This window comes from Viridibacillus sp. FSL R5-0888, from assembly GCF_038009105.1.
GTDB classification, from domain to species: domain Bacteria; phylum Bacillota; class Bacilli; order Bacillales_A; family Planococcaceae; genus Viridibacillus; species Viridibacillus arenosi.
In genome coordinates this window covers 3,072,207-3,091,936 of record NZ_JBBPAU010000001.1, presented here as the reverse complement: position 1 = coordinate 3,091,936, position 19,730 = coordinate 3,072,207, and the positions used below count along the sequence as shown (strand labels likewise).

Genomic DNA, 19,730 nt, shown 5'->3' with positions numbered 1-19,730 from the left:
TAATATCGTTTGCCTTTACAGCAAAACATATTTTTTGAGTGACCAAAAAGTGACAAAATGTTAAGATTGATTAAGATTTAGATTTATTTTGCGATGAATAGTGATACTATTGATTCTAATTAACAGCTCAAAATAAACATTTAAAAACAAAATGTTATATTTTGATACGACATTTAGATAAAGGATTGGTTCAGTCATGAAAGCAACACTGAAAAATGAAATTATTAAGCGACTAGTTGAGGCTAATGGAGAACCAATTTCCGGACAACAGCTAGCAGATGAATTTGGCATCTCTAGGACGGCAATTTGGAAGCATATGAAGCAACTTCAGGAAAAGGGATATGCCTTTGAAACTGTAAAGAAAAGAGGCTATGTTTTAACGGCAACGCCTGATACAGTCGATGATGCGAATATTTCAATGGCTCTTGAAACGAAAAAATTCGGCAGCCGTATTATATATGAACAGTCAATGACTTCTACGCAAGCAATTGCACATAATAAAGCACAAGAAGGAGCGCCAGAAGGTACTGTTATCATTTGCGAGGAGCAGACAGCGGGACGTGGCCGTATGATGCGTGAATGGAAGTCGATGAAAGGTAAAGGGATTTGGATGAGTGTCATCCTTCGACCAGAGATAGCTCCTTATGAAGCACCTCAATTTACTTTAGTAGCTGCAGTGGCATTGACTAAAGCTATAGCTGACATGACAGGTGTACAACCAGAAATTAAATGGCCAAATGATTTATTGATAGATGGTAAGAAATGTACTGGGATTTTAACAGAATTACAAGCAGATCCTGACCGCGTAAATGCAATTATTATGGGAATCGGTATAAACGTAAATCATCAACCAAATGATTTCGAAGAAGAAATAAAAGACATCGCAACATCCCTTAAAATAGCTAGTGGCAAACATATAGATCGTGCAACTTTAGTTGCTAAAATACTTTATTACTTAGAAATTTACAGTTCACAATATATAAAAGAAGGTTTTGAACCGATTAAGTCTCAATGGGAAAGTTTTTCTTGTACTATTGGAAATCGTATTCGAGCAACAACCTTGCAAGAAGTATTCATTGGTAAAGCCATCGGAATAACAAATGATGGTGTTTTACAATTGCAATTAGATGATGGCACGATAAAAGGTATCTATTCGGCTGATATTACACTCGAAAAATAAAGATTGGAATGTATCGACAAACTTGTTATAGTTAAAATATAGGACAGTATCAATTTGATTGAACTGTACCTCGCCATAAAAATTATAACTAAAGAGATTCGCCTTGATCTAGTAATAGACAGGGACGGAAGAAAACGATGCAATTCAATGAATACGCAACCCTTCTGTCCATTTTTAGACAGAGGGGTTTTTTGTTTTCTTCCTAAAAAGAGGAGGAAGCGTTTTGAAAACAACGACTCATTTTTTGAAAATGAAAGAACAAAGCGACAAAATTGTTATGCTTACTGCATATGATTACCCATCTGCAAGACTAGCTGAAGAAGCTGGAGTAGATATGATATTAGTAGGTGATTCCCTTGGTATGGTCGTGCTTGGCTACGATTCAACTGTTCCTGTGACAGTCGCAGATATGGTCCATCATGCAAAAGCTGTAAAAAGAGGAGCAAAGGATTCTTTTATCGTAGTTGATATGCCGTTTGGTTCATATCACGGAAGTATTGACCAAACACTGCAAACTGGGATTCATATGTTCCAACAGACAGGTGCTAGTGCCTTAAAAGTCGAAGGGGCAGAGACTGTTGTCAATGTCATATCCTCTTTAGTAAATACGGGGATTCCAGTAGTAGCACATTTAGGTTTACTACCACAATCTGCGGCAGTTCTTGGGGGGTATAAAGTGCAGGGAAAAACAGCCGTTGCTGCAGAAAAATTATTGCAAGATGCAAAAAAAGTCGAAGAGGCAGGAGCATGTGCGCTTGTTCTTGAATGTATTCCATATCAGCTAGCAGCAGAGATTACAAAGGCACTTAAAATCCCCGTAATAGGAATAGGAGCGGGAGCAGATGTTGATGGACAAGTACTCGTTTACCATGATGTTCTTGCATATGGAACCCACCATGTGCCGAAATTTGTTGAAAAGTTTGCACCCGCAGGAGAATTGATGTTAAAAGGTATCGAAAGTTATACAAAAGCAGTTAAGCAAGGTTCTTTTCCAAAAGTAGAGCATCGCTTCACGATGACAGATCAGCAACTTGAACAGCTATACGGAGGCATAAGAAAATGAAAATCGTTTCAACTATCAAAGAATTAACTGCACACATTACTACAGCAAAAAAAGCTGATAAAACAATCGGTCTCGTTCCGACAATGGGCTATTTACATGAAGGTCATATGGCACTAGCAACGGCTGCACGTAAAGAAAATGACATTGTTGTCATGAGCCTTTTCGTCAATCCTGCGCAATTTGGACCCAACGAAGATTATGAAAGTTATCCAAGAGATTTAAATCGTGATTCGAAGATTGCAGAAAAAGTAGGCGTTGACTTTTTATTCGCTCCTTCTGCCAGTGAAATGTACCCGACTAATGGTGGTATTCAAATATTGGCTGGTCCACAATCTAAAATTCTTTGTGGTGCAACAAGACCTGGACATTTCGATGGGGTATTAAAAATTGTGACAAAACTTTTCCACATAACTCAGCCAACAAAGGCTTATTTTGGACAAAAAGATGCACAACAGCTAGCGCTTATCGAAACTTTGGTGCGTGACTTTAATTTTCCTTTAGAAATTAGAAGTGTGCCAATTGTTCGAGAAGAAGATGGTCTAGCGAAAAGCTCCCGAAATGTATTTTTAACGGAACAACAACGTAAAGAAGCGGTAGTAATTCATCAAGCGTTGATTCTTGCTAAAAACCATTATTTCGAATCTGATAATAATATTGAGGCAACAAATCTTGCAAAAGAGTATATTGAAGCCAATTCAAATGGTCAAATTGATTATTTGCAAATGCTAAGTTATCCAGATCTTACTGAAGTGACAGAGCAAACTAAAAAAGTTTTACTTGCGACAGCGGTTTACTTTAGTAACACGCGCCTAATCGACAATATTATTTTTCAAGAAAAAGGGGAATAAATGATGCTTAGAATGATGATGAATGCGAAAATCCATCGTGCGGTTGTTACGCAAGCGGACTTAAATTATATAGGTAGCATTACCATTGATGAGGATTTACTCGATGCAGTTGGTATGCTACAAAATGAAAAAGTACATGTTGTTGATAATAATAATGGCGCACGTTTTGAGACATATATTATTGCTGGAGAGCGCGGTAGCGGTGTTATTTGTGTAAATGGGGCGGCAGCTCGTCTAGTGCAAAAAGGTGATGTCGTCATTATTATGTCTTATGCCTATGTTAATGACGAAGAAGCGAAAAATCATAAACCAACTGTAGCAATTATGCAGCAGGGTAATACGATAAAAGAACTCATCCAATATGAACCAGAAGCGACAGTTATGTAATAGGAGAGGCATCCATTTTTGGGTGCTTTTATTGTGTTTTAAAGCTAAATAACAAAGTATCTAATCAATGCAACAAATGAATGAGTTAGTGCAACAAACAGCTAAATTAGCACAACAAACAATAGAAATGACCCAACAATCATGCAACTTACCAAAACAATCTGTAAAATCCATATTTCTGCACATCGACTTCAGCTATTCTGCTCAAAATGTGATAGAATTTTGAATATAAACCGATCGGAAAGTTGTGAAGTAAATGATGGACAGTCAAACATATGCAATCGTAGATTTAGAAACGACAGGTCACTCATCTCAAAATGGGGACCGCATCATTCAAATAGCGATTGTTTTAATGAAAGATTGGGAAGTGCAGTCAACTTTCACCACTTTCATTCACCCAGGGAAGAAAATTCCTCGTTTTATTCAAGACTTGACGAATATAACGGACAATGATGTCAAAGATGCGCAACCATTTGAAGCGCATGCTGAAAAAATTTATAACATTATACAAGATTGTGTTTTTGTAGCGCACAACACTGATTTTGATTTGCCTTTTTTACAAGCTGAATTTAAAAGAGCTGGTTTACCAAAATGGTTTGGAAAACAAATGGATACAGTTGAATTATCGAAAATATTATTCCCAACAGCCTTTAGCTATAAGCTACAAGATATAGCTATGGAGTTGAATATTTCATTGAAACAAGCACATCGTGCAGATGATGATGCCTATGCAACCGCATTATTATTAAAACGTGGTTGGGAAGAGCTCTTAACTCTCCCGCTTTCAACAATTGAACAATTGCATCAGCGTTCTTTCAGATTAAAATCAGATTTATCGCAATTATTCTTTGATGCGATTCAGATAAAAAGAGCTGTATCTAAACAATCAGAGCTTCACTTCTATTATAAAAATATAGCTTTAAGGGGAGCAGTTATTGAGGCTAAGTCAGAGAGTACTTTAACATATCCACAATCTGTTGCTGAAAAAGAAGCATTATTTACTAGAGCTTTCAAAGATTTTGAAGTGCGGCCTGATCAATTTAAGATGATGGACCAAGTCTGGCATGCCCTGAAAACAAAACAGGAAGTATTGACTGAAGCATCGACTGGAATTGGTAAAACATTAGCTTACTTAATTCCTGCAATTATTTATGCCAAACATACAAATAGTAAAGTAGGGATTAGCTCATATACTTCGCATCTTCTTGACCAACTATTAGCAGAAGAACTACCAAAAGCGGAAGCGATTCTTCAAACTTCTATTAATGTGACCTTATTAAAAGGAATGGAACATTATATAGATGTAGATCGTTTTGCAGAGCTTTTTGTTGCTGAAGACGCTTCCTATGATGAATCATTTACAATGATGCAACTACTCGTCTGGCTTGCGAATACAACGACAGGCGATTTAAATGAAATTACTTTGTCTGGCGGTGGACAATTACTATTAGACAAAGTACGACGTTCATCGGCTACAACTATTTCTCGTGGTAAAGGTTACTTTGACTTTTATGAAAATGCCATTAAAAAAAGCAAAACGGCAGATCTAATTATTACAAATCATGCTATGTTGCTATCTGATTTAACACGAGTTGAGCCAGTTCTAGCATCGGTTGATGGTTGGATACTAGATGAAGCGCATCAATTTATTCAAGCAGCCACATTAAGAGATGAAAAAGCACTCTCGTATACACAGTGGAAATACATTTTTGGTCAACTTGGGTCAGTTGATGACCATCAGTTAATTCATAATTACTTTAAATTGATGGCTGATAGTGGGAAAATCCCGATTAGGCAATTATCAAAGTTAGAAATAAAATACTGTGAGATGGTGCAAATCTTTGATACATCAATTTATCAACTGATTAATCAATTAAACATTCAAAAGTCAGCTTCACGTCATAATAAGCGTACTTATCCATTAAATTCGCTCTTGATTAAGCAACCTTTATTTGAAAAAGTGAGTCTTAGTATACAAGAATGGGTGCAACTTGCTCAGGAACTAAGTGATATATTCCAGCAAAATCCTGATGATTTATCACCTACGCAGCAAACGATATTATCAGACTGGTATTACTGGTTACGTGAATTAACGATCAAAGTGGCTGAATGGGATTCCATCTTTTTATCCCATGAAGTAGATTGTTCAGCTTGGATTGAGTTAGACCAACGTAGTATTCCAGGTAGTCTACATGTATATAAACGCCCAATACACGTCGCACAATCTGTCACAGCTGTTTTAGACAGTTTCCGTACACGAGCAGGGATCATTTGGGCTTCTGGTACATTAACTGTACCAAACAATCGCCGCTTTATCGCGGATCAATTAGGCCTTCAAAGCTCTGTGCCACTATTTCAATTCCAGGCACCCTCATCATACTACGATGGTGCGAGTCTTTACATTGTTGATGATATGCCTGAAATTCAACAAGTTTCACAAACAGAATATGTGGAAGCAGTAGCAGATGCCATTGTTCAAACTGTACTGGTTACTGAAGGTCGTTGTTTCGTACTATTTACGTCTCAAGATATGCTTAGAAAAACAGTTGAGTTAATACAAGAAACGGAAGCATTAAGTGATTATATGCTCTTTGCTCAAGGTATGTCTTCAGGTAGTCGAATGCGATTACTGAAGCTATTCCAGAAGTTTAATCATTCCGTATTATTTGGTACGAATAGCTTTTGGGAGGGTGTGGATGTGCCAGGTGATGCATTGTCAGCAGTCATTGTTGTACGTTTACCATTTTCAGCTCCAGAAGAACCGATTTTCAGAGCCAGGGCGGAAGCATTAAACGAGCAAGGATTGAATTCATTTTATAAGTTAGCACTACCTGAAGCCATTTTACGCTTCAAGCAAGGTTTTGGTCGTCTAATCCGATCGTCGCAAGATAAGGGTGTTTTTATCGTTTTAGATCGAAGAATTGAGACGAAATCATATGGTAAGGAATTCATACGTGCTCTTCCAGCAATACCGGTGAAAAAAGTATCCCTACAACATATGGTCTTAGAATTAGAACATTGGTATAATAAAAAAGTATGAGGATAGAAAGCAGGTCGATCATATGGAAAGACAATTTGAAGTACGATCAGCTAGTAAGATATGTTTTCAGCCGAGCTTCAATCAACTAGAAAATGCGTTATGTAAAGCCATTTCGATGTCAGAGTCACCGCATTTAATAGAAAGCAATATGAAGCCTATCTTCACGATAAATGAAACGTAAGGTGATATAATGAAAAATTGGATCAAGTTCTTTACGATATTTTTGTTAATCCTGTCGTTATCAATTGTCGTTATAGTTGCTTGGAAATCTTATTCACCGTTTTACAGTTCGGAGAAAGACGCTAAGCAATTTGTGATTGATGCAGATAAGCTTGTGACTGTCACCGATACATATGTATATAACGGTAAGAAACCGTATGTTACGGTAATAGGAACAGATAAGGCAGGAAAGAAAAAAGCTGTGTTTGTTCCAAAAGATGATGGTAAGGCAAAGCTAGAAGAAGTTTTAATGGAGGATGGCACTTCTGAAAAAGAAGCACTTTCTGTAGTGTCGAAAAAGGATAACGTGAAAGAAATCCTTCATACCAAACTAGGTATAGAAGAGCCCGGCGTTGTATGGGAAATTACGTATCTTAATCAAGAGGATAAACTAAATTATGTTTACATTATGTTCGAAAACGGACAGTGGTGGAAGCGTATTTTGAACTTGTAAAAAAAGGGGAAGATTAACTTGAAACAGCATTTAGCAGACCGTGTAAAAACATTAACACCTTCAACAACTCTAGCAATTACAGCTAAAGCAAAAGAATTGAAGGATCAAGGAATTGATGTTATTGGATTAGGCGCGGGTGAGCCTGATTTTAACACACCAAAAAACATTTTAGATGCAGCTGCAGACTCTATGATGAAAGGCTTCACAAAATATACACCTGCTGGCGGTCTACCAGCATTAAAACAAGCTATTATTGCTAAGTTAGAAAGAGACAATAATCTTACTTATGCACCAAACGAAGTTATGGTTGGTGTGGGTGCGAAACATGTCCTTTATACACTGTTCCAAGTGTTATTAAACCCTGGAGATGAAGTAATTATCCCAATTCCTTATTGGGTAAGTTATCCAGAACAAGTGAAGTTAGCTGGCGGTGTACCTGTACATTTAGAAGCTACATCAGAACAACAATACAAAGTTACAGCTGAACAACTTCGCGGTGCTATTACTGATAAAACACGTGCACTTATTTTAAACTCACCAAGTAACCCTACTGGTATGGTTTATACAAAAGAAGAATTAGCTGAAATTGCTGCAGTTTGTGAAGAAGCAGACATTCTAATCGTGTCAGACGAAATTTATGAAAAACTTGTATATAATGGAGTTAAACATTTCTCAATCGCACAACTTTCAGATAGTGTAAAAGCACGTACAATGGTCATTAACGGTGTAGCAAAATCTCACTCTATGACAGGATGGCGTATTGGTTATGCAGCAGGTAATGCTGAAATCATTAAAGCAATGACTGACTTAGCTAGTCACTCAACTTCTAATGCAACGACTACAGCACAATATGCAACTATTGAAGCTTATAATGGGCCACAAGATGCAGTAGAAGAAATGCGTCAAGCTTTTGAATCACGTTTAACAGAAATTTATCCAAAATTAAATGCAATCCCTGGCTTCCACGTGTTGAAACCAGAAGGCGCATTCTACTTACTACCAGATGTATCAGAAGCGGCAGCTAAAACAGGTTATGAATCTGTTGATGCATTTGCTAAAGCTTTATTAGAAGAAGCAAATGTTGCTGTAATTCCTGGTTCTGGCTTTGGAGCTGAAAAAACAGTTCGCCTTTCGTATGCAACTTCTTTAGAAGCATTAGAAGAAGCTGTTTCAAGAATGGATAAATTTGTTAAATCTAAATGGCAAGATTAATACTCTAACAATTAAGCAGATTGTCTATATATAGGCAGTCTGCAAAATTGTTTAAATTGCAGGAGGTCTATATGAAGAAAATTCGAATTCAAGACATGTCAAATCACGTTGGCGAAACAGTTAAATTAGGTGTTTGGCTTGCAAATAAACGTTCAAGCGGTAAGATTGCATTTTTACAATTACGTGATGGTTCAGGATTTGTCCAAGGCGTAGTAGTAAAAGCTGAAGTACCTGAAGAAGTATTTGTAACTGCTAAAGGCTTACATCAAGAATCATCTCTTTATGTAGTCGGTGAAGTAACAAAAGACGAACGCTCGGCATTTGGATATGAGCTACAAGTAAAAGAGATTGAAGTAATTTCTGAAGCAAATAATTACCCAATCACACCTAAAGAGCACGGTATTGAGTTCCTAATGGACAACCGTCACTTATGGTTACGTTCTCGTAAACAACACGCAATTATGAAAGTTCGTAATGAAATCATCCGTGCAACATATGAATTCTTTAACGATAATGGTTTTACAAAAGTTGACCCACCGATTTTAACTGGATCAGCTCCTGAAGGAACATCAGAACTGTTCCATACAAAATATTTCGATCAAGATGCATATCTTTCTCAATCTGGCCAGTTGTATATGGAAGCAGCTGCAATGGCATTAGGAAAAGTATTCTCATTTGGTCCAACATTCCGTGCAGAGAAATCCAAAACTCGTCGTCACTTAATCGAGTTCTGGATGATTGAGCCGGAAATGGCTTTTGTTGAACACGATGAAAGCTTAGAAGTGCAAGAACAATATGTTTCTTACATCGTACAATCAGTTCTTAAAAACTGTAAAATTGAATTAGAACGTTTAGGTCGCGATACATCTAAATTAGAACATATTCAAGCACCTTTCCCACGTATTTCTTATGATGATGCAATCAAGCTTTTACATGAAAAAGGTTTCGATGATATCGAGTGGGGAGAAGATTTTGGTGCCCCTCACGAAACAGCAATTGCTGAACATTATGATAAACCGGTCTTTATCACATGCTACCCAGTAGGGATTAAACCGTTCTATATGCAACCACATCCAGACCGTGATGACGTTGTATTATGTGCTGATTTAATTGCACCAGAAGGCTACGGTGAAATCATCGGTGGCTCTGAACGTGTACATGATTTTGAGTTAATGAAACAACGTTTAAAAGAACATGATTTAGATGAAAGTGCATATGCTTGGTACCTAGACCTACGTGAACAAGGATCAGTACCACACTCAGGTTTCGGTCTTGGCTTAGAAAGAACAGTAGCATGGATTACAGGAGCAGAACACGTACGTGAATCAATCCCATTCCCACGTTTACTAAATAGACTATATCCTTGATTAATTGCTAAAGTGGACAATTTAGCCGCGACAAGTAACGAAATCAATTAATAACACCTAACAAGAAGAACCGCAATTTATTGCGATTCTTCTTGTTAATTTTCAGACAAAAAAGGGGAGTTCGATAATGACGAACGAAGCTGATCGACTCCGAATTTGGATAGAGCAGGGAAATGTTACTATTTCTCAGCTTTTTTTTAAGTTTTATAAGGAGTTAGGCATCCAAGATTTAGACGCCATGCTTATTATGCATTTAACTGCATTTCATGAAGAAGGGAATACGTTTCCAACACCAACAGATATAGCAAATCGCATGCAATTAACTGAGGATGAAATAGCCTCCAGTTTACAAAGAATGATGCAAAAAGGTTTTATAGAAATTTTACAAAAAGTGGACGAGCACGGTGTATTATTTGAAACATTTAATTTACAGCCATTATGGGCGCGTTTAGTCGACTGTATGACGGAAAAAACAGTGAAAAAGGTAGAAGTGAGCTCGAAGTTAAAAGAAGGCGAGTTGTTCAATTTATTTGAACAAGAATTTGGACGATTTCTTTCACCGATGGAATCTGAAACAATTTCAATGTGGCTAGATCAAGATGGTCATTCTCCAGAAGTGATTCGCAAAGCATTAATTGAAGCTGTCTTATCACAAAAGCTAAGCTTACGTTATGTGGACAGGATACTATTCGAATGGAAAAAGAAAAATGTCAAAACACCAAAAGATGCCGAAAAACTAGCACAAAATTTCCGGCAAAATACGTTACCCTCACGACCACAACCAACACATGTTGAACCACAACCAACAAAAAAAGTGCCATTTTACAATTGGCTAGAAGAACGCGAATAAGGGAGGTACACATGTTAACGAAGAAACAATGGGATTATTGCTTAGAGGAAATGGAAAAGATGTTTCCGGATGCTCATTGTGAGCTAGTACATGATAATCCTTTCGAATTAACGATAGCCACATTACTATCTGCGCAATGCACGGATGTTTTAGTTAATAAAGTTACAGCAAAGTTGTTTCGAAAATATAAAACACCAGAAGATTATTTAGCAGTACCTTTAGAAGAATTAGAGCAAGATATTCGCTCTATTGGATTGTTCCGTAGTAAGGCTAAAAATATTCAAAAGCTGTGCCATATTCTATTAACGGAATTTAACGGTGAAATCCCTGCCAATAGGGAGCTGCTTGTTACATTACCAGGAGTTGGGCGAAAAACAGCGAACGTTGTCTTGTCTGTTGCATTTGACGTTCCAGCACTCGCAGTAGATACCCATGTCGAAAGAGTCGCAAAACGATTAGGTTTATGTCGTTGGAAAGACTCAGTGTTGCAAGTTGAAGAAACGGTGATGAAAAAAACTCCAATTGAAAAATGGTCAAAAACACATCATCAGTTAATTTTTTTTGGACGTTATCACTGTAAATCACAAAATCCGCAATGCCAAGTATGCCCACTTTTTGACGTTTGTAGAGAAGGGCAAAAACGCGATAAGAAAGGTCTTGTTAAGAGATGATAGTATGCCGAAAAGAGGCTATATCAAAAGAACAAGTTGACCAATGGCTAGCTGACTGGGAGATATTACGTGCAGAAATCCATAGTTCACATGCAGCCCGTGATGGCAAAGCAAAAGATATTATGCAAAAAGGAATCTATTTATATGAATCGTTTATCATAAATGCCTCTAATGTTACAACGGAGAGTATACAACTATCCGATGAATATGAAGCTTTACCGATTAATGGTGCTGAGCGTTTGCAATTTATTAAACGAAGACCTGGTCAGTATGCTTGTTATCGTCAACTAGATGAATTGTTTATTGAAACGAAAAAGAGAATGGCTCGTTTACGCCTTAAAAAGGATTGACAGGTAAATATATAAAAGAAAGAGCAGCAATCTCTATTGGAGGTTGCTGCTCTTTTCATATTGTTAATATTGATCGTTACTGTTTATTGCTTGTTTATTGTCATTACTATTGTCATCGTTCGTGCCACTCGTATCGACTTCTTCTTCATCTTCATCAGGTTTTATTCCATCGTTATTATCTACAGGTGGTGTACCGTTATCAGGGTTGTTATTACCATTATCATCTTCAGTAGGTTCCTCTGGTACAACAGGTATTTCAGGCACTTCAGGCTGTTCATTTTCTTCTGGAGGCGTTACTTCCTCTTCAGGAGGTGCCGTCTTAATCTGAATGGATGTCGAGGCAGCCGCACTCTTCTCATCATCTGCAATCGCTATTACTGAGAAGACATATGTTTTACCATCTTGAGGTGTGCTATAAGTGTACGCCTTATCACTCGTTTGAGTTAGTTTTTGTTCACCACCACCATCTACCGACACTGAAACTTCGAAGCTAACGCTCTTATCTTTAGGTTCTTTATGCGCCCAAGATAAGTTAATTGCATTTGCCTCTTCGTCGAACGTTGCTTTTAAGTCAGTAGGTGCTTCCAACTTTTCAACTTCTTCTACAGGAGCAGTATTTGTAGGGACCGTTCCTTTAACGAATAATTCAGTTGAAGTTCTATCTGCTGGTGTACTAGAACTTGCTAATTGCAACGGTTTTGAACCTTTCACAATTTTAGCTTCTACAACTGAATTTGGTTTTTTAAAGTTTGGTGTTGTTGTATTCGCTGAAATTTGGCTCATTACTGTTTTAAATAATCTTTGTGGCAATAATCGTTCATCTGTTGTAGTAATTGGATCTTTACGGTTTGTATATCCACTCCATACAGAAATGGAATACTTACTTGAATATCCTGCGAACCAAGAATCTGGAACTGCCGATTCAGGTAGGTTATATTTTTGGAATTCATCTGCACCGTAGTTTGTAGTACCTGTTTTACCCGCAATATCTAAGCCTGGAATAGCTGCCGCAGTTCCAGATGCACCGTATTTTGGACCAACTACATCACGTAGCATATCAGTTACCATATATGCAGTGTAATCATTCATAGCAGGTGTTGGGTCTGGTGTATATGATTTTGCAGTTTTTCCATCACGATAGACAATTTTCTTAATAGAATGTGGAGTAGTGTAAATACCGTTATTCCCAAATGCAGCATATGCTCCTGCCATTTCAATAGGAGATAAGCTGATTTTACCGCCACCGATAGCATCAGATTCATAAATTTCGTCTGCTTCAATACCAAGATTATTGATAAATTTCTTCGCTTTATCTGTTCCCACTTCTTTTAAAAGTTTCACAGCTGGTACATTACGAGAAGTATAAAGTGCTTCGCGAAGGGTCATATCACCTTTATACATTTTATCAAAGTTATTAATTTGTTTAGAAGAACCTGTGTAGAACATTTTTTCATCGGTAATAGTTTGTCCTGTCGAATATTTTAAATTTTCGATTGCAGGACCATAGTCCATAATTGGTTTCATTGTCGAACCCGGTTGATTTTTAATAGCCTCAGCATAGTTTAAACCACGTTCAGGACCATAATCACGTCCACCGCCGATAGCTACTATCGCTCCGGTCTCAGTATCAACTACTGCCATCCCAGATTGAATCTCTTTTGTAGGGAATATATCTGAATTCATAGTAGTCTCGACAATTTTTTGAGCAGAAGAATCTAATGTTGTATAGACATTAATACCTTCCTCCAATAATTTCCCATCACCATTTTCAGCTAGTTCTTTTAAGACCACGTCGATATACGCGTCATATTTTGACGTTGATGCAGTTTTACGTTTGTTTTCAGGTAATAGTCCAACTTCAACATCGACTTTTTTTGCTGCTTCCATTTGTTCTTTTGTAATCTTTTTGTGTTGATACATTAATCCTAAAACTGTATTACGACGTTTTTCAGCATATTCTGGATATTTGAATGGATTATATGCGTTCGGTAACTGCGACATACCTGCTAGAAGAGCCATTTCTTCTAATTTTAGATTCTTTAACTCTTTCCCATAGAAGTATTTAGAGGCAGTTCCGTATCCATAAATACGGCCGGACATTAATACTTTGTTGAAATACATTTCGAAAATTTCTTCTTTAGAGTACTCACGCTCTAATTGGATAGCTAAATAAGCTTCTTGTGCTTTACGCTTAAGTGTTTTTTCATTTTGTAAAAATGAGTTTTTAATAACTTGTTGTGTTAATGTACTCGCACCTTGTGCACCAAAACCATGTCGTAAATTGGCTAGAATAGCACCGCCAAGGCGATAAAAATCAATTCCGTGGTGACTAAAGAAGCGAACATCTTCCGTCGCCAAAATAGCGTCGCGCATTTCTGTCGGGATGTCTTCGTAAGCTACGTGTTCTCGCTTTTCTAATCCCATCGTATAAAATACTTTCCCGTCAGAATCATAGAATTGAGATGATACAGGATCCTTTAATAATTCTTCATCCAAGTCAGGTGCGGTAGCTGCATAATATGCAAATAATGTAGCGCCTGCAATAAATAAAACAATACCAACTGATACTATTGCTATTAAAAGACGTTTAAGCCAAACTTTCATTGGTTTTTTTTGCTTCTTTTGTTGTTGTTCTCGCATTTTTCTTCTTTGTTCTCGAGAATTAATTTCTTGCCCCATTAAATTCTCCTCACTTTCTAACAAACATTCATAATTTATGGCAGCATTTTACGTACTGCTTGTAAATAATCGATACGTGGACTATAAGTTGGTTTTACTTCAATTGCTTGTTCCTCAAATTCTACTAAAGAAATTGATTTACGACCACCCGTAAGCATCCTAGTCCAAGCATTTTGCAGCATTTCTAAAGGTACTACAAAATAACGTTCCATGGAAGAAAAACGTATTAATAGAAAGCAAATACCTCGCTGCTTTGCAACAACCGTCATATGTTCAACCTGATGTGGATGCACGTTTTTTAAAGGGAAAGATGTTTTACTTTCCGTTTCCTTGGCATCAAAGTCGATATGGTAACCTTCATATATACCATTGTAGTCCGTCGTAGAAGGTGTTCTAAAATATGCTTCCCGTATAACAGCTGCACTTCTCGAAGGATACTCTACTTTGACGATTTGTATCGGAACAGGTTTCTTATGAATGACTGCTATTTGTCGTTGTAAATAAAAATCATTTGCTTCATCAATTTCATCTTCTAAAGTTTTGCCCCGATTACTATAGGAATAATCCTTTATACTCCTTTTTTTTACTTCAGAATTTGGTGGAGTATACTTTTTTCCGTTTGGATAGCGAATTGCCATTTGACCACCTCATCAACAATAATAATAACATATTTTTATAAACAAAAATCGTAGCAGAAAAGACAGAGATTTTTTCTATTTATATCGAACTCGCACTTGTTTTGTCTTGTGGAAAGGATTATTTCAATTTATAAGGAAATCATAAAGCTAGGAGGCGATTATGATGCAAAGAATATCTCATTTACTTACTCAACTTGAATTAATCGATCAGTTACTACAAGCACAAATGTCTGTGGAACGTCACACCGAAATTCAAAAACATATGAATGACATTGCAACAGTTCAACAACGCCTAAGCAATCTTGAAAAACAATCGAAAGGAATATTCGTTCGTGCATAAGTAGTTTCTTTTACGATATTTTGATACACTGAAATTAAATGAATACTTAATATTAAATTGAAAATGGAGGTGTGTGTAAATGCTATTATCTACCACAGAAAAATTATTAGAAGAATGCGATGCATGTTGGCAACGATTTTTACGTATGCGAGAAGAAGACACATCTCCGGATTTCTTTCTTGAAGTGAAACCACATGCTGATACTTGGCATGCTATATTAGTAACTTGGCAGTCAGAGTCTGAGAAATGGATTCTATTAAATAAACCCAAATATATGCACAATACACAAATTGATAATGCGCTAGATGCGATGGATCAATTTGTGGTGCAATCTTTTTATAAAGCAACGAGTAAAAAACGATTTTATCAATCAATACAATCGGTGAAATATACATTAGAGACTTTTTTGCGCTATTTGCGTGAGGATGGTGAACAATATGCTTCAGAAAAAAACGATTGATGAGCTTTTAGCAGAATGGCAACAGTATCCAGAAATGATGGAGAGAATTGAGCATCAACATACAATTGATGCAATGCCAGCAAAGCTCGTCCCTTTTCCCGATAAATTACACCCTTCTTTAATCAAAGCTTTACAAAAGCGTGGTATTAGTCAGCTTTACTCGCATCAAAGACAAGCATTCGATTATGCGACTAATGGGCAATCTTTTACGGCCGTCACACCAACTGCCTCTGGAAAATCCCTCTGCTATCATTTACCCGTTTTACAAGCTATTTTAGAAAATAAAGCCTCACGTGCCCTATACCTATTCCCGACAAAAGCTCTTGCACAAGATCAAAAAAGTGATTTGAATGAGTTAATAGAGCAAAGTGGAGAGGAAGTTTTAAGCTACACATATGATGGTGATACTTCACCTGGTATTCGTCAGAAGGTGCGTAAGGCTGGTCATATTGTTATGACTAATCCCGATATGTTACATTCAGGGATTTTGCCACATCATACAAAATGGGTTTCGTTATTTGAGAATTTACAGTATATTGTCTTGGATGAGTTGCATACATATAAAGGAGTATTTGGTAGCCATGTTGCTCACGTTATTCGACGTTTGCAACGTATTTGCCGTTTTTATGGAAGTGATCCAATCTTTATATGTACATCAGCGACAATCAAAAATCCGAAAGAGCTGGCAGAGAATTTAACGAATACAACACATCAACTAATTGCAGATAACGGAGCACCAGTAGGGAAAAAAACATTCCTATTTTATAATCCACCAATTATTCATCCTACTTTTGGTGTTCGAAGAAGCGCCATTTTAGAAGTGAGAGATTTAGCTAGAAAGCTATATGAAGCACAAATTCAAACAATCATTTTTGCTAAAAGTCGTGTGCGAGTGGAAATGCTTGTTACGTATATGAAGGAATTGACGAAAAAGAAAATCCAAGATGAATCAATTCGAGGTTATCGAGGAGGTTATTTACCTTCGGAGCGGCGATCGATTGAAAAAGGTTTACGTGATGGCACAATCCAAACAGTTGTGAGTACGAATGCATTAGAGCTCGGAGTTGATATTGGTCAATTACAAGCTTGTATAATGACGGGATATCCAGGCAATATTGCGAGTGCATGGCAACAAGCAGGACGCGCTGGTAGAAGGCAAGATGCAGCGCTAATTATTTATGTGGCACAATCTACTGCATTGGATCAATACATTATAAATCATCCTAATTATTTATTAGGAAGTTCTCCAGAAGAAGCCCGTATTTATCCAGATAATATGCTCATTTTAATGGATCATTTAAAATGTGCTTCTTTTGAGTTGCCTTTTAAAACGACTGATATGTACGGAGAGTTTGAGATTCAAGAGTTATTGGAATATCTACAGCAAGAGGACGTTCTTTTAAAAACGTCTGAACAATGGCATTGGATGAGCGATAGTTTCCCAGCACACGAAATTAGTTTGCGTTCAGCATCGCAAGAAAATGTTGTCATCATTGATCAATCTATTCCTGCAAATACTCGTGTTATTGGGGAAATGGATCGATATAGTGCGCTTACGTTACTTCATGAAGAAGCTATCTATTTACATCAAGGTGTACAATTTCAAGTAGAAAAACTTGATTGGGAAGAGAAGAAAGCTTATGTTCGTGAAGTGGATGTTGATTATTTTACGGATGCTAATCTAGCTGTTGAATTAAAAGTTATGAGTGAAGATAAGCAAAAGCATCTTGGCCAAGCAGAAGCAGCATTTGGTGATGTTATGATTTTGGCGACTGCTACTATATTTAAAAAAATTAGATTTGATTCACATGATAATATCGGTTCTGGTCCAATACATTTACCACCAGAAGAACTGCATACGAGTTCTACATGGTTATCATTTGAGCAGCCAGTAAACTGGTCAGAAGATGATTTAACAAGTGCTATGACAGGTGTGGCGTTTGCGATGAACAGTTTTATTCCATTATTCATTCAAAGTGACCGCAGCGATGTCCATGTCATACCTCAAGTGAAGGCGGTACATTCAGAGAAACCAACATTCTTTGTTTACGATCGTTATCCAGGTGGTATTGGATTGAGCGAGCGGGTGTATGATATTTGGGAACCACTTATTCAGCATGTATTTGAACATGTTGATGCATGTCCATGTCAAAATGGTTGTCCTTCTTGTATAGGCGCACAAGATTTAAGTGACAAAGGTAAGAAACAAGTATTGAATTTTTTGAAATCATTTCTATTAGAAGAGTTGGATGATTAATATGTCATATGAAAATAAAATACTTCAAATGAAAAAACTACTGAAGAAAAATAATACACAACAAGTAATAGAAAAAGAACCCTTTCTAAAGCCGGACGTCCCTAATTATGCTGGGATGTGGCAAGATGCTGGTCTAGAAATGATAGAAAATGATTTTGGTGTAGTCTTTTTATTAGAGAAGCATTATCCTCTTGAGTATAAACACGGTGGTATTTATTTAGGAGAGTTATATGATGCTTTTGAAAAGTGGCAACAAACTCGAAATTCACATCCTATATCTTTAACGGATGCTAATAATATTATATTCTATGATACAGAAACGACTGGATTAAAAGGAGTAGGTACTCATATTTTTCTGAATGGTTTACTTGAAGAGTCTGAGGATGGCTTTACATTAAAGCAGTACGTATTAGCTGATCCGAGTAATGAGGTTGCATTCTTGTTTGAATCGAAATTTTGGCAAGGAAAGAAAACCGTTATTACGTATAATGGTAAAAGTTTCGATTGGCCACAGTTACAAACTCGCTGGACATTAAATAAAAAAGACCTACCACCATTAAAAGAGCATAATCATCTCGATTTATTTCATGGTTCAAAACGTATTTGGAAAAATGACATGGCACGTATGAAACTTACCCAAGTAGAAGAAGAAAAATTGGGCTTCACTCGTCTTGACGATGTGCCTGGTTATTTAGCACCGATTATTTATTTAGACGCGGTCAAAAGTGGGCAGCCGGATGCTTTGCTAAAAGTGCTGCAACATAATGAATGGGATTTATTATCATTATTGACGCTGTATGTTCAAGCAACCAATTTACTCTGTGAAGGAATTGCAGAAGAATCAGCTACAACGTATACAAACATTGGTAAATGGTACGCTGATTTAAGAGAAATAGATCGCAGTGAGGAACTTTTACAGCAAGTAACGCATCAATATTCGAGTGATGAATCAGCAAATGCTTATTTCCATCTAGGGTTTCAACAAAAAAAACAGCAGAATTATATAGAGGCACGTAAGTCATTCCAACAAGCTTTGCCGTATTTACAAGGAAGACAGCAAATTACTGCGCTCATTGAGTTAGCGAAAATTTTTGAACACCGTGATAAAAACTATGAGTTTGCATTAGACATGACAAATCAAGCGTTGAAACTTGTTACGGAAAGTTCACTGTGGTCTAAGGAATCTAAAATTTCAAGACTGGCGGATATGCAAAAACGGAAGAATAGGCTTGAAAGGAAGAAATAATTTCCTGGGCAATCGCAGTTTTCGACAAAAAAACGTTGGGAAATGGCTGTGATTAAGCATTGCCCTTAAGAAATATGCTATACTAAGAACACTTATGTTGCGATGGAAGGGCGATGTATATGGATACAAAATTAACAGCGAAAAAGATTTTAGATAAAGATTTTAAAACAGGTTTAAGAGGTTATAGTCAAGATGATGTAGACCAATTTTTAGATGAAATTATTCAAGATTATGAGAACTTTGAAAAAGTTTTAGCTAAAAAGCAAGAAGAGATAAACATGCTAAAACAAGAACTTGAAGTTGCCCAGAGTGCTAAGCGTCACAATCCGGCACCAGTTCAACCACAACAACCACAATATACTGCAAATACAAATTTCGATATTTTGAAAAGAATCTCTAATTTAGAAAAACATGTTTTTGGAGATAAACTGTACGATTGAATATAGGTCTTTGGTTCTATTGGGTTAGA

19 protein-coding genes are annotated in these 19,730 nt (G+C 36.9%); 17 read left to right on the top strand and 2 right to left on the bottom strand.

Annotated features, from left to right (window positions below):
- Window positions 1-196 precede the first annotated feature (196 nt).
- From MKY02_RS15405 to MKY02_RS15350, 12 genes are all read left to right on the top strand, one after another.
- Entirely contained in the window at window positions 197-1,180 is a 984-nt protein-coding gene (locus tag MKY02_RS15405; protein ID WP_340711489.1) for a biotin--[acetyl-CoA-carboxylase] ligase, read from the top strand.
- Between the two features lie 223 nt (window positions 1,181-1,403).
- The gene (panB, locus tag MKY02_RS15400) at window positions 1,404-2,243 is read left to right on the top strand and encodes a 3-methyl-2-oxobutanoate hydroxymethyltransferase (RefSeq protein ID WP_340711488.1); all 840 of its coding nucleotides are present in this window, start codon (window positions 1,404-1,406) and stop codon (window positions 2,241-2,243) included.
- Window positions 2,240-3,091 (top strand): pantoate--beta-alanine ligase, encoded by an 852-nt coding sequence (gene panC / locus MKY02_RS15395; RefSeq protein WP_340711487.1) that lies wholly within the window; start codon window positions 2,240-2,242, stop codon window positions 3,089-3,091. Before panB ends, panC begins: the two co-directional genes overlap by 4 nt.
- 3 nt (window positions 3,092-3,094) lie before the next feature.
- Window positions 3,095-3,478: an aspartate 1-decarboxylase gene (panD, locus tag MKY02_RS15390; RefSeq protein ID WP_038191190.1), complete on the top strand. Its 384-nt coding sequence runs from the start codon at window positions 3,095-3,097 to the stop codon at window positions 3,476-3,478.
- Window positions 3,479-3,734: 256 nt separating this feature from the next.
- Complete coding sequence (dinG, locus tag MKY02_RS15385) at window positions 3,735-6,518, top strand: ATP-dependent DNA helicase DinG (protein ID WP_340711486.1); 2,784 nt, start codon at window positions 3,735-3,737, stop codon at window positions 6,516-6,518.
- 22 nt (window positions 6,519-6,540) lie between these two features.
- Entirely contained in the window at window positions 6,541-6,699 is a 159-nt protein-coding gene (locus tag MKY02_RS15380) for a hypothetical protein (RefSeq protein WP_155981209.1), read from the top strand.
- Between the two features lie 9 nt (window positions 6,700-6,708).
- The gene (locus MKY02_RS15375) at window positions 6,709-7,191 is read left to right on the top strand and encodes a cell wall elongation regulator TseB-like domain-containing protein (RefSeq protein WP_038190588.1); all 483 of its coding nucleotides are present in this window, start codon (window positions 6,709-6,711) and stop codon (window positions 7,189-7,191) included.
- Window positions 7,192-7,209: 18 nt separating this feature from the next.
- A complete protein-coding gene (locus MKY02_RS15370; protein WP_038190586.1) occupies window positions 7,210-8,403 on the top strand; it encodes a pyridoxal phosphate-dependent aminotransferase in 1,194 nt (397 codons plus the stop codon).
- Window positions 8,404-8,474: 71 nt separating this feature from the next.
- Window positions 8,475-9,770: an asparagine--tRNA ligase gene (asnS, locus tag MKY02_RS15365; protein ID WP_038190584.1), complete on the top strand. Its 1,296-nt coding sequence runs from the start codon at window positions 8,475-8,477 to the stop codon at window positions 9,768-9,770.
- A 127-nt stretch (window positions 9,771-9,897) separates the two neighbouring features.
- Window positions 9,898-10,620, top strand: coding sequence for a DnaD domain-containing protein (locus MKY02_RS15360; RefSeq protein ID WP_038190581.1), 723 nt, complete (start codon window positions 9,898-9,900; stop codon window positions 10,618-10,620).
- Window positions 10,621-10,631: 11 nt separating this feature from the next.
- Window positions 10,632-11,291 carry an endonuclease III gene (gene nth / locus MKY02_RS15355; protein ID WP_038190578.1) on the top strand — a complete coding sequence of 220 codons (660 nt, stop codon included), beginning with the start codon at window positions 10,632-10,634 and terminating at the stop codon, window positions 11,289-11,291.
- The gene (locus MKY02_RS15350; protein WP_038190575.1) at window positions 11,288-11,641 is read left to right on the top strand and encodes a YpoC family protein; all 354 of its coding nucleotides are present in this window, start codon (window positions 11,288-11,290) and stop codon (window positions 11,639-11,641) included. Before nth ends, MKY02_RS15350 begins: the two co-directional genes overlap by 4 nt.
- Window positions 11,642-11,704: 63 nt before the next feature.
- Here MKY02_RS15350 and MKY02_RS15345 read toward each other — a convergent pair whose 3' ends face one another.
- Window positions 11,705-14,320, bottom strand: coding sequence for a transglycosylase domain-containing protein (locus MKY02_RS15345; RefSeq protein ID WP_340711485.1), 2,616 nt, complete (start codon window positions 14,318-14,320; stop codon window positions 11,705-11,707).
- A 35-nt stretch (window positions 14,321-14,355) separates the two neighbouring features.
- A complete protein-coding gene (gene recU / locus MKY02_RS15340; RefSeq protein ID WP_038190569.1) occupies window positions 14,356-14,958 on the bottom strand; it encodes a Holliday junction resolvase RecU in 603 nt (200 codons plus the stop codon).
- Window positions 14,959-15,118: 160 nt separating this feature from the next.
- Here recU and MKY02_RS15335 point away from each other — a divergent pair, with 160 nt between their 5' ends.
- From MKY02_RS15335 to gpsB, 5 genes are all read left to right on the top strand, one after another.
- The gene (locus MKY02_RS15335) at window positions 15,119-15,298 is read left to right on the top strand and encodes a hypothetical protein (RefSeq protein WP_143691494.1); all 180 of its coding nucleotides are present in this window, start codon (window positions 15,119-15,121) and stop codon (window positions 15,296-15,298) included.
- Window positions 15,299-15,377: 79 nt separating this feature from the next.
- A complete protein-coding gene (locus MKY02_RS15330; protein ID WP_038190566.1) occupies window positions 15,378-15,758 on the top strand; it encodes a YppE family protein in 381 nt (126 codons plus the stop codon).
- Window positions 15,736-18,015, top strand: a complete 2,280-nt coding sequence (locus tag MKY02_RS15325; RefSeq protein WP_038190563.1) for a DEAD/DEAH box helicase — start codon at window positions 15,736-15,738, stop codon at window positions 18,013-18,015. The genes MKY02_RS15330 and MKY02_RS15325 overlap by 23 nt, the downstream gene beginning before the upstream one ends.
- A 1-nt stretch (window position 18,016) precedes the next feature.
- Complete coding sequence (locus MKY02_RS15320) at window positions 18,017-19,261, top strand: ribonuclease H-like domain-containing protein (protein WP_340711484.1); 1,245 nt, start codon at window positions 18,017-18,019, stop codon at window positions 19,259-19,261.
- 119 nt (window positions 19,262-19,380) lie between these two features.
- The gene (gene gpsB, locus MKY02_RS15315; RefSeq protein WP_081730154.1) at window positions 19,381-19,701 is read left to right on the top strand and encodes a cell division regulator GpsB; all 321 of its coding nucleotides are present in this window, start codon (window positions 19,381-19,383) and stop codon (window positions 19,699-19,701) included.
- The last annotated feature ends 29 nt before the right edge of the window (window positions 19,702-19,730 follow it).

What these genes read in the sequence shown, in the direction of transcription:
- MKY02_RS15405 (WP_340711489.1), top strand. Translation starts at nt 197, where the DNA reads ATGAAAGCAACACTGAAAAATGAAATTATTAAGCGACTAGTTGAGGCT.
- panC (WP_340711487.1), top strand. Translation starts at nt 2,240, where the DNA reads ATGAAAATCGTTTCAACTATCAAAGAATTAACTGCACACATTACTACA.
- panD (WP_038191190.1), top strand. Translation starts at nt 3,095, where the DNA reads ATGCTTAGAATGATGATGAATGCGAAAATCCATCGTGCGGTTGTTACG.
- dinG (WP_340711486.1), top strand. Translation starts at nt 3,735, where the DNA reads ATGATGGACAGTCAAACATATGCAATCGTAGATTTAGAAACGACAGGT.
- MKY02_RS15380 (WP_155981209.1), top strand. Translation starts at nt 6,541, where the DNA reads ATGGAAAGACAATTTGAAGTACGATCAGCTAGTAAGATATGTTTTCAG.
- MKY02_RS15375 (WP_038190588.1), top strand. Translation starts at nt 6,709, where the DNA reads ATGAAAAATTGGATCAAGTTCTTTACGATATTTTTGTTAATCCTGTCG.
- asnS (WP_038190584.1), top strand. Translation starts at nt 8,475, where the DNA reads ATGAAGAAAATTCGAATTCAAGACATGTCAAATCACGTTGGCGAAACA.
- MKY02_RS15360 (WP_038190581.1), top strand. Translation starts at nt 9,898, where the DNA reads ATGACGAACGAAGCTGATCGACTCCGAATTTGGATAGAGCAGGGAAAT.
- nth (WP_038190578.1), top strand. Translation starts at nt 10,632, where the DNA reads ATGTTAACGAAGAAACAATGGGATTATTGCTTAGAGGAAATGGAAAAG.
- MKY02_RS15350 (WP_038190575.1), top strand. Translation starts at nt 11,288, where the DNA reads ATGATAGTATGCCGAAAAGAGGCTATATCAAAAGAACAAGTTGACCAA.
- MKY02_RS15345 (WP_340711485.1), bottom strand. Translation starts at nt 14,320, where the DNA reads ATGGGGCAAGAAATTAATTCTCGAGAACAAAGAAGAAAAATGCGAGAA.
- recU (WP_038190569.1), bottom strand. Translation starts at nt 14,958, where the DNA reads ATGGCAATTCGCTATCCAAACGGAAAAAAGTATACTCCACCAAATTCT.
- MKY02_RS15335 (WP_143691494.1), top strand. Translation starts at nt 15,119, where the DNA reads ATGATGCAAAGAATATCTCATTTACTTACTCAACTTGAATTAATCGAT.
- MKY02_RS15330 (WP_038190566.1), top strand. Translation starts at nt 15,378, where the DNA reads ATGCTATTATCTACCACAGAAAAATTATTAGAAGAATGCGATGCATGT.
- MKY02_RS15325 (WP_038190563.1), top strand. Translation starts at nt 15,736, where the DNA reads ATGCTTCAGAAAAAAACGATTGATGAGCTTTTAGCAGAATGGCAACAG.
- MKY02_RS15320 (WP_340711484.1), top strand. Translation starts at nt 18,017, where the DNA reads ATGTCATATGAAAATAAAATACTTCAAATGAAAAAACTACTGAAGAAA.
- gpsB (WP_081730154.1), top strand. Translation starts at nt 19,381, where the DNA reads ATGGATACAAAATTAACAGCGAAAAAGATTTTAGATAAAGATTTTAAA.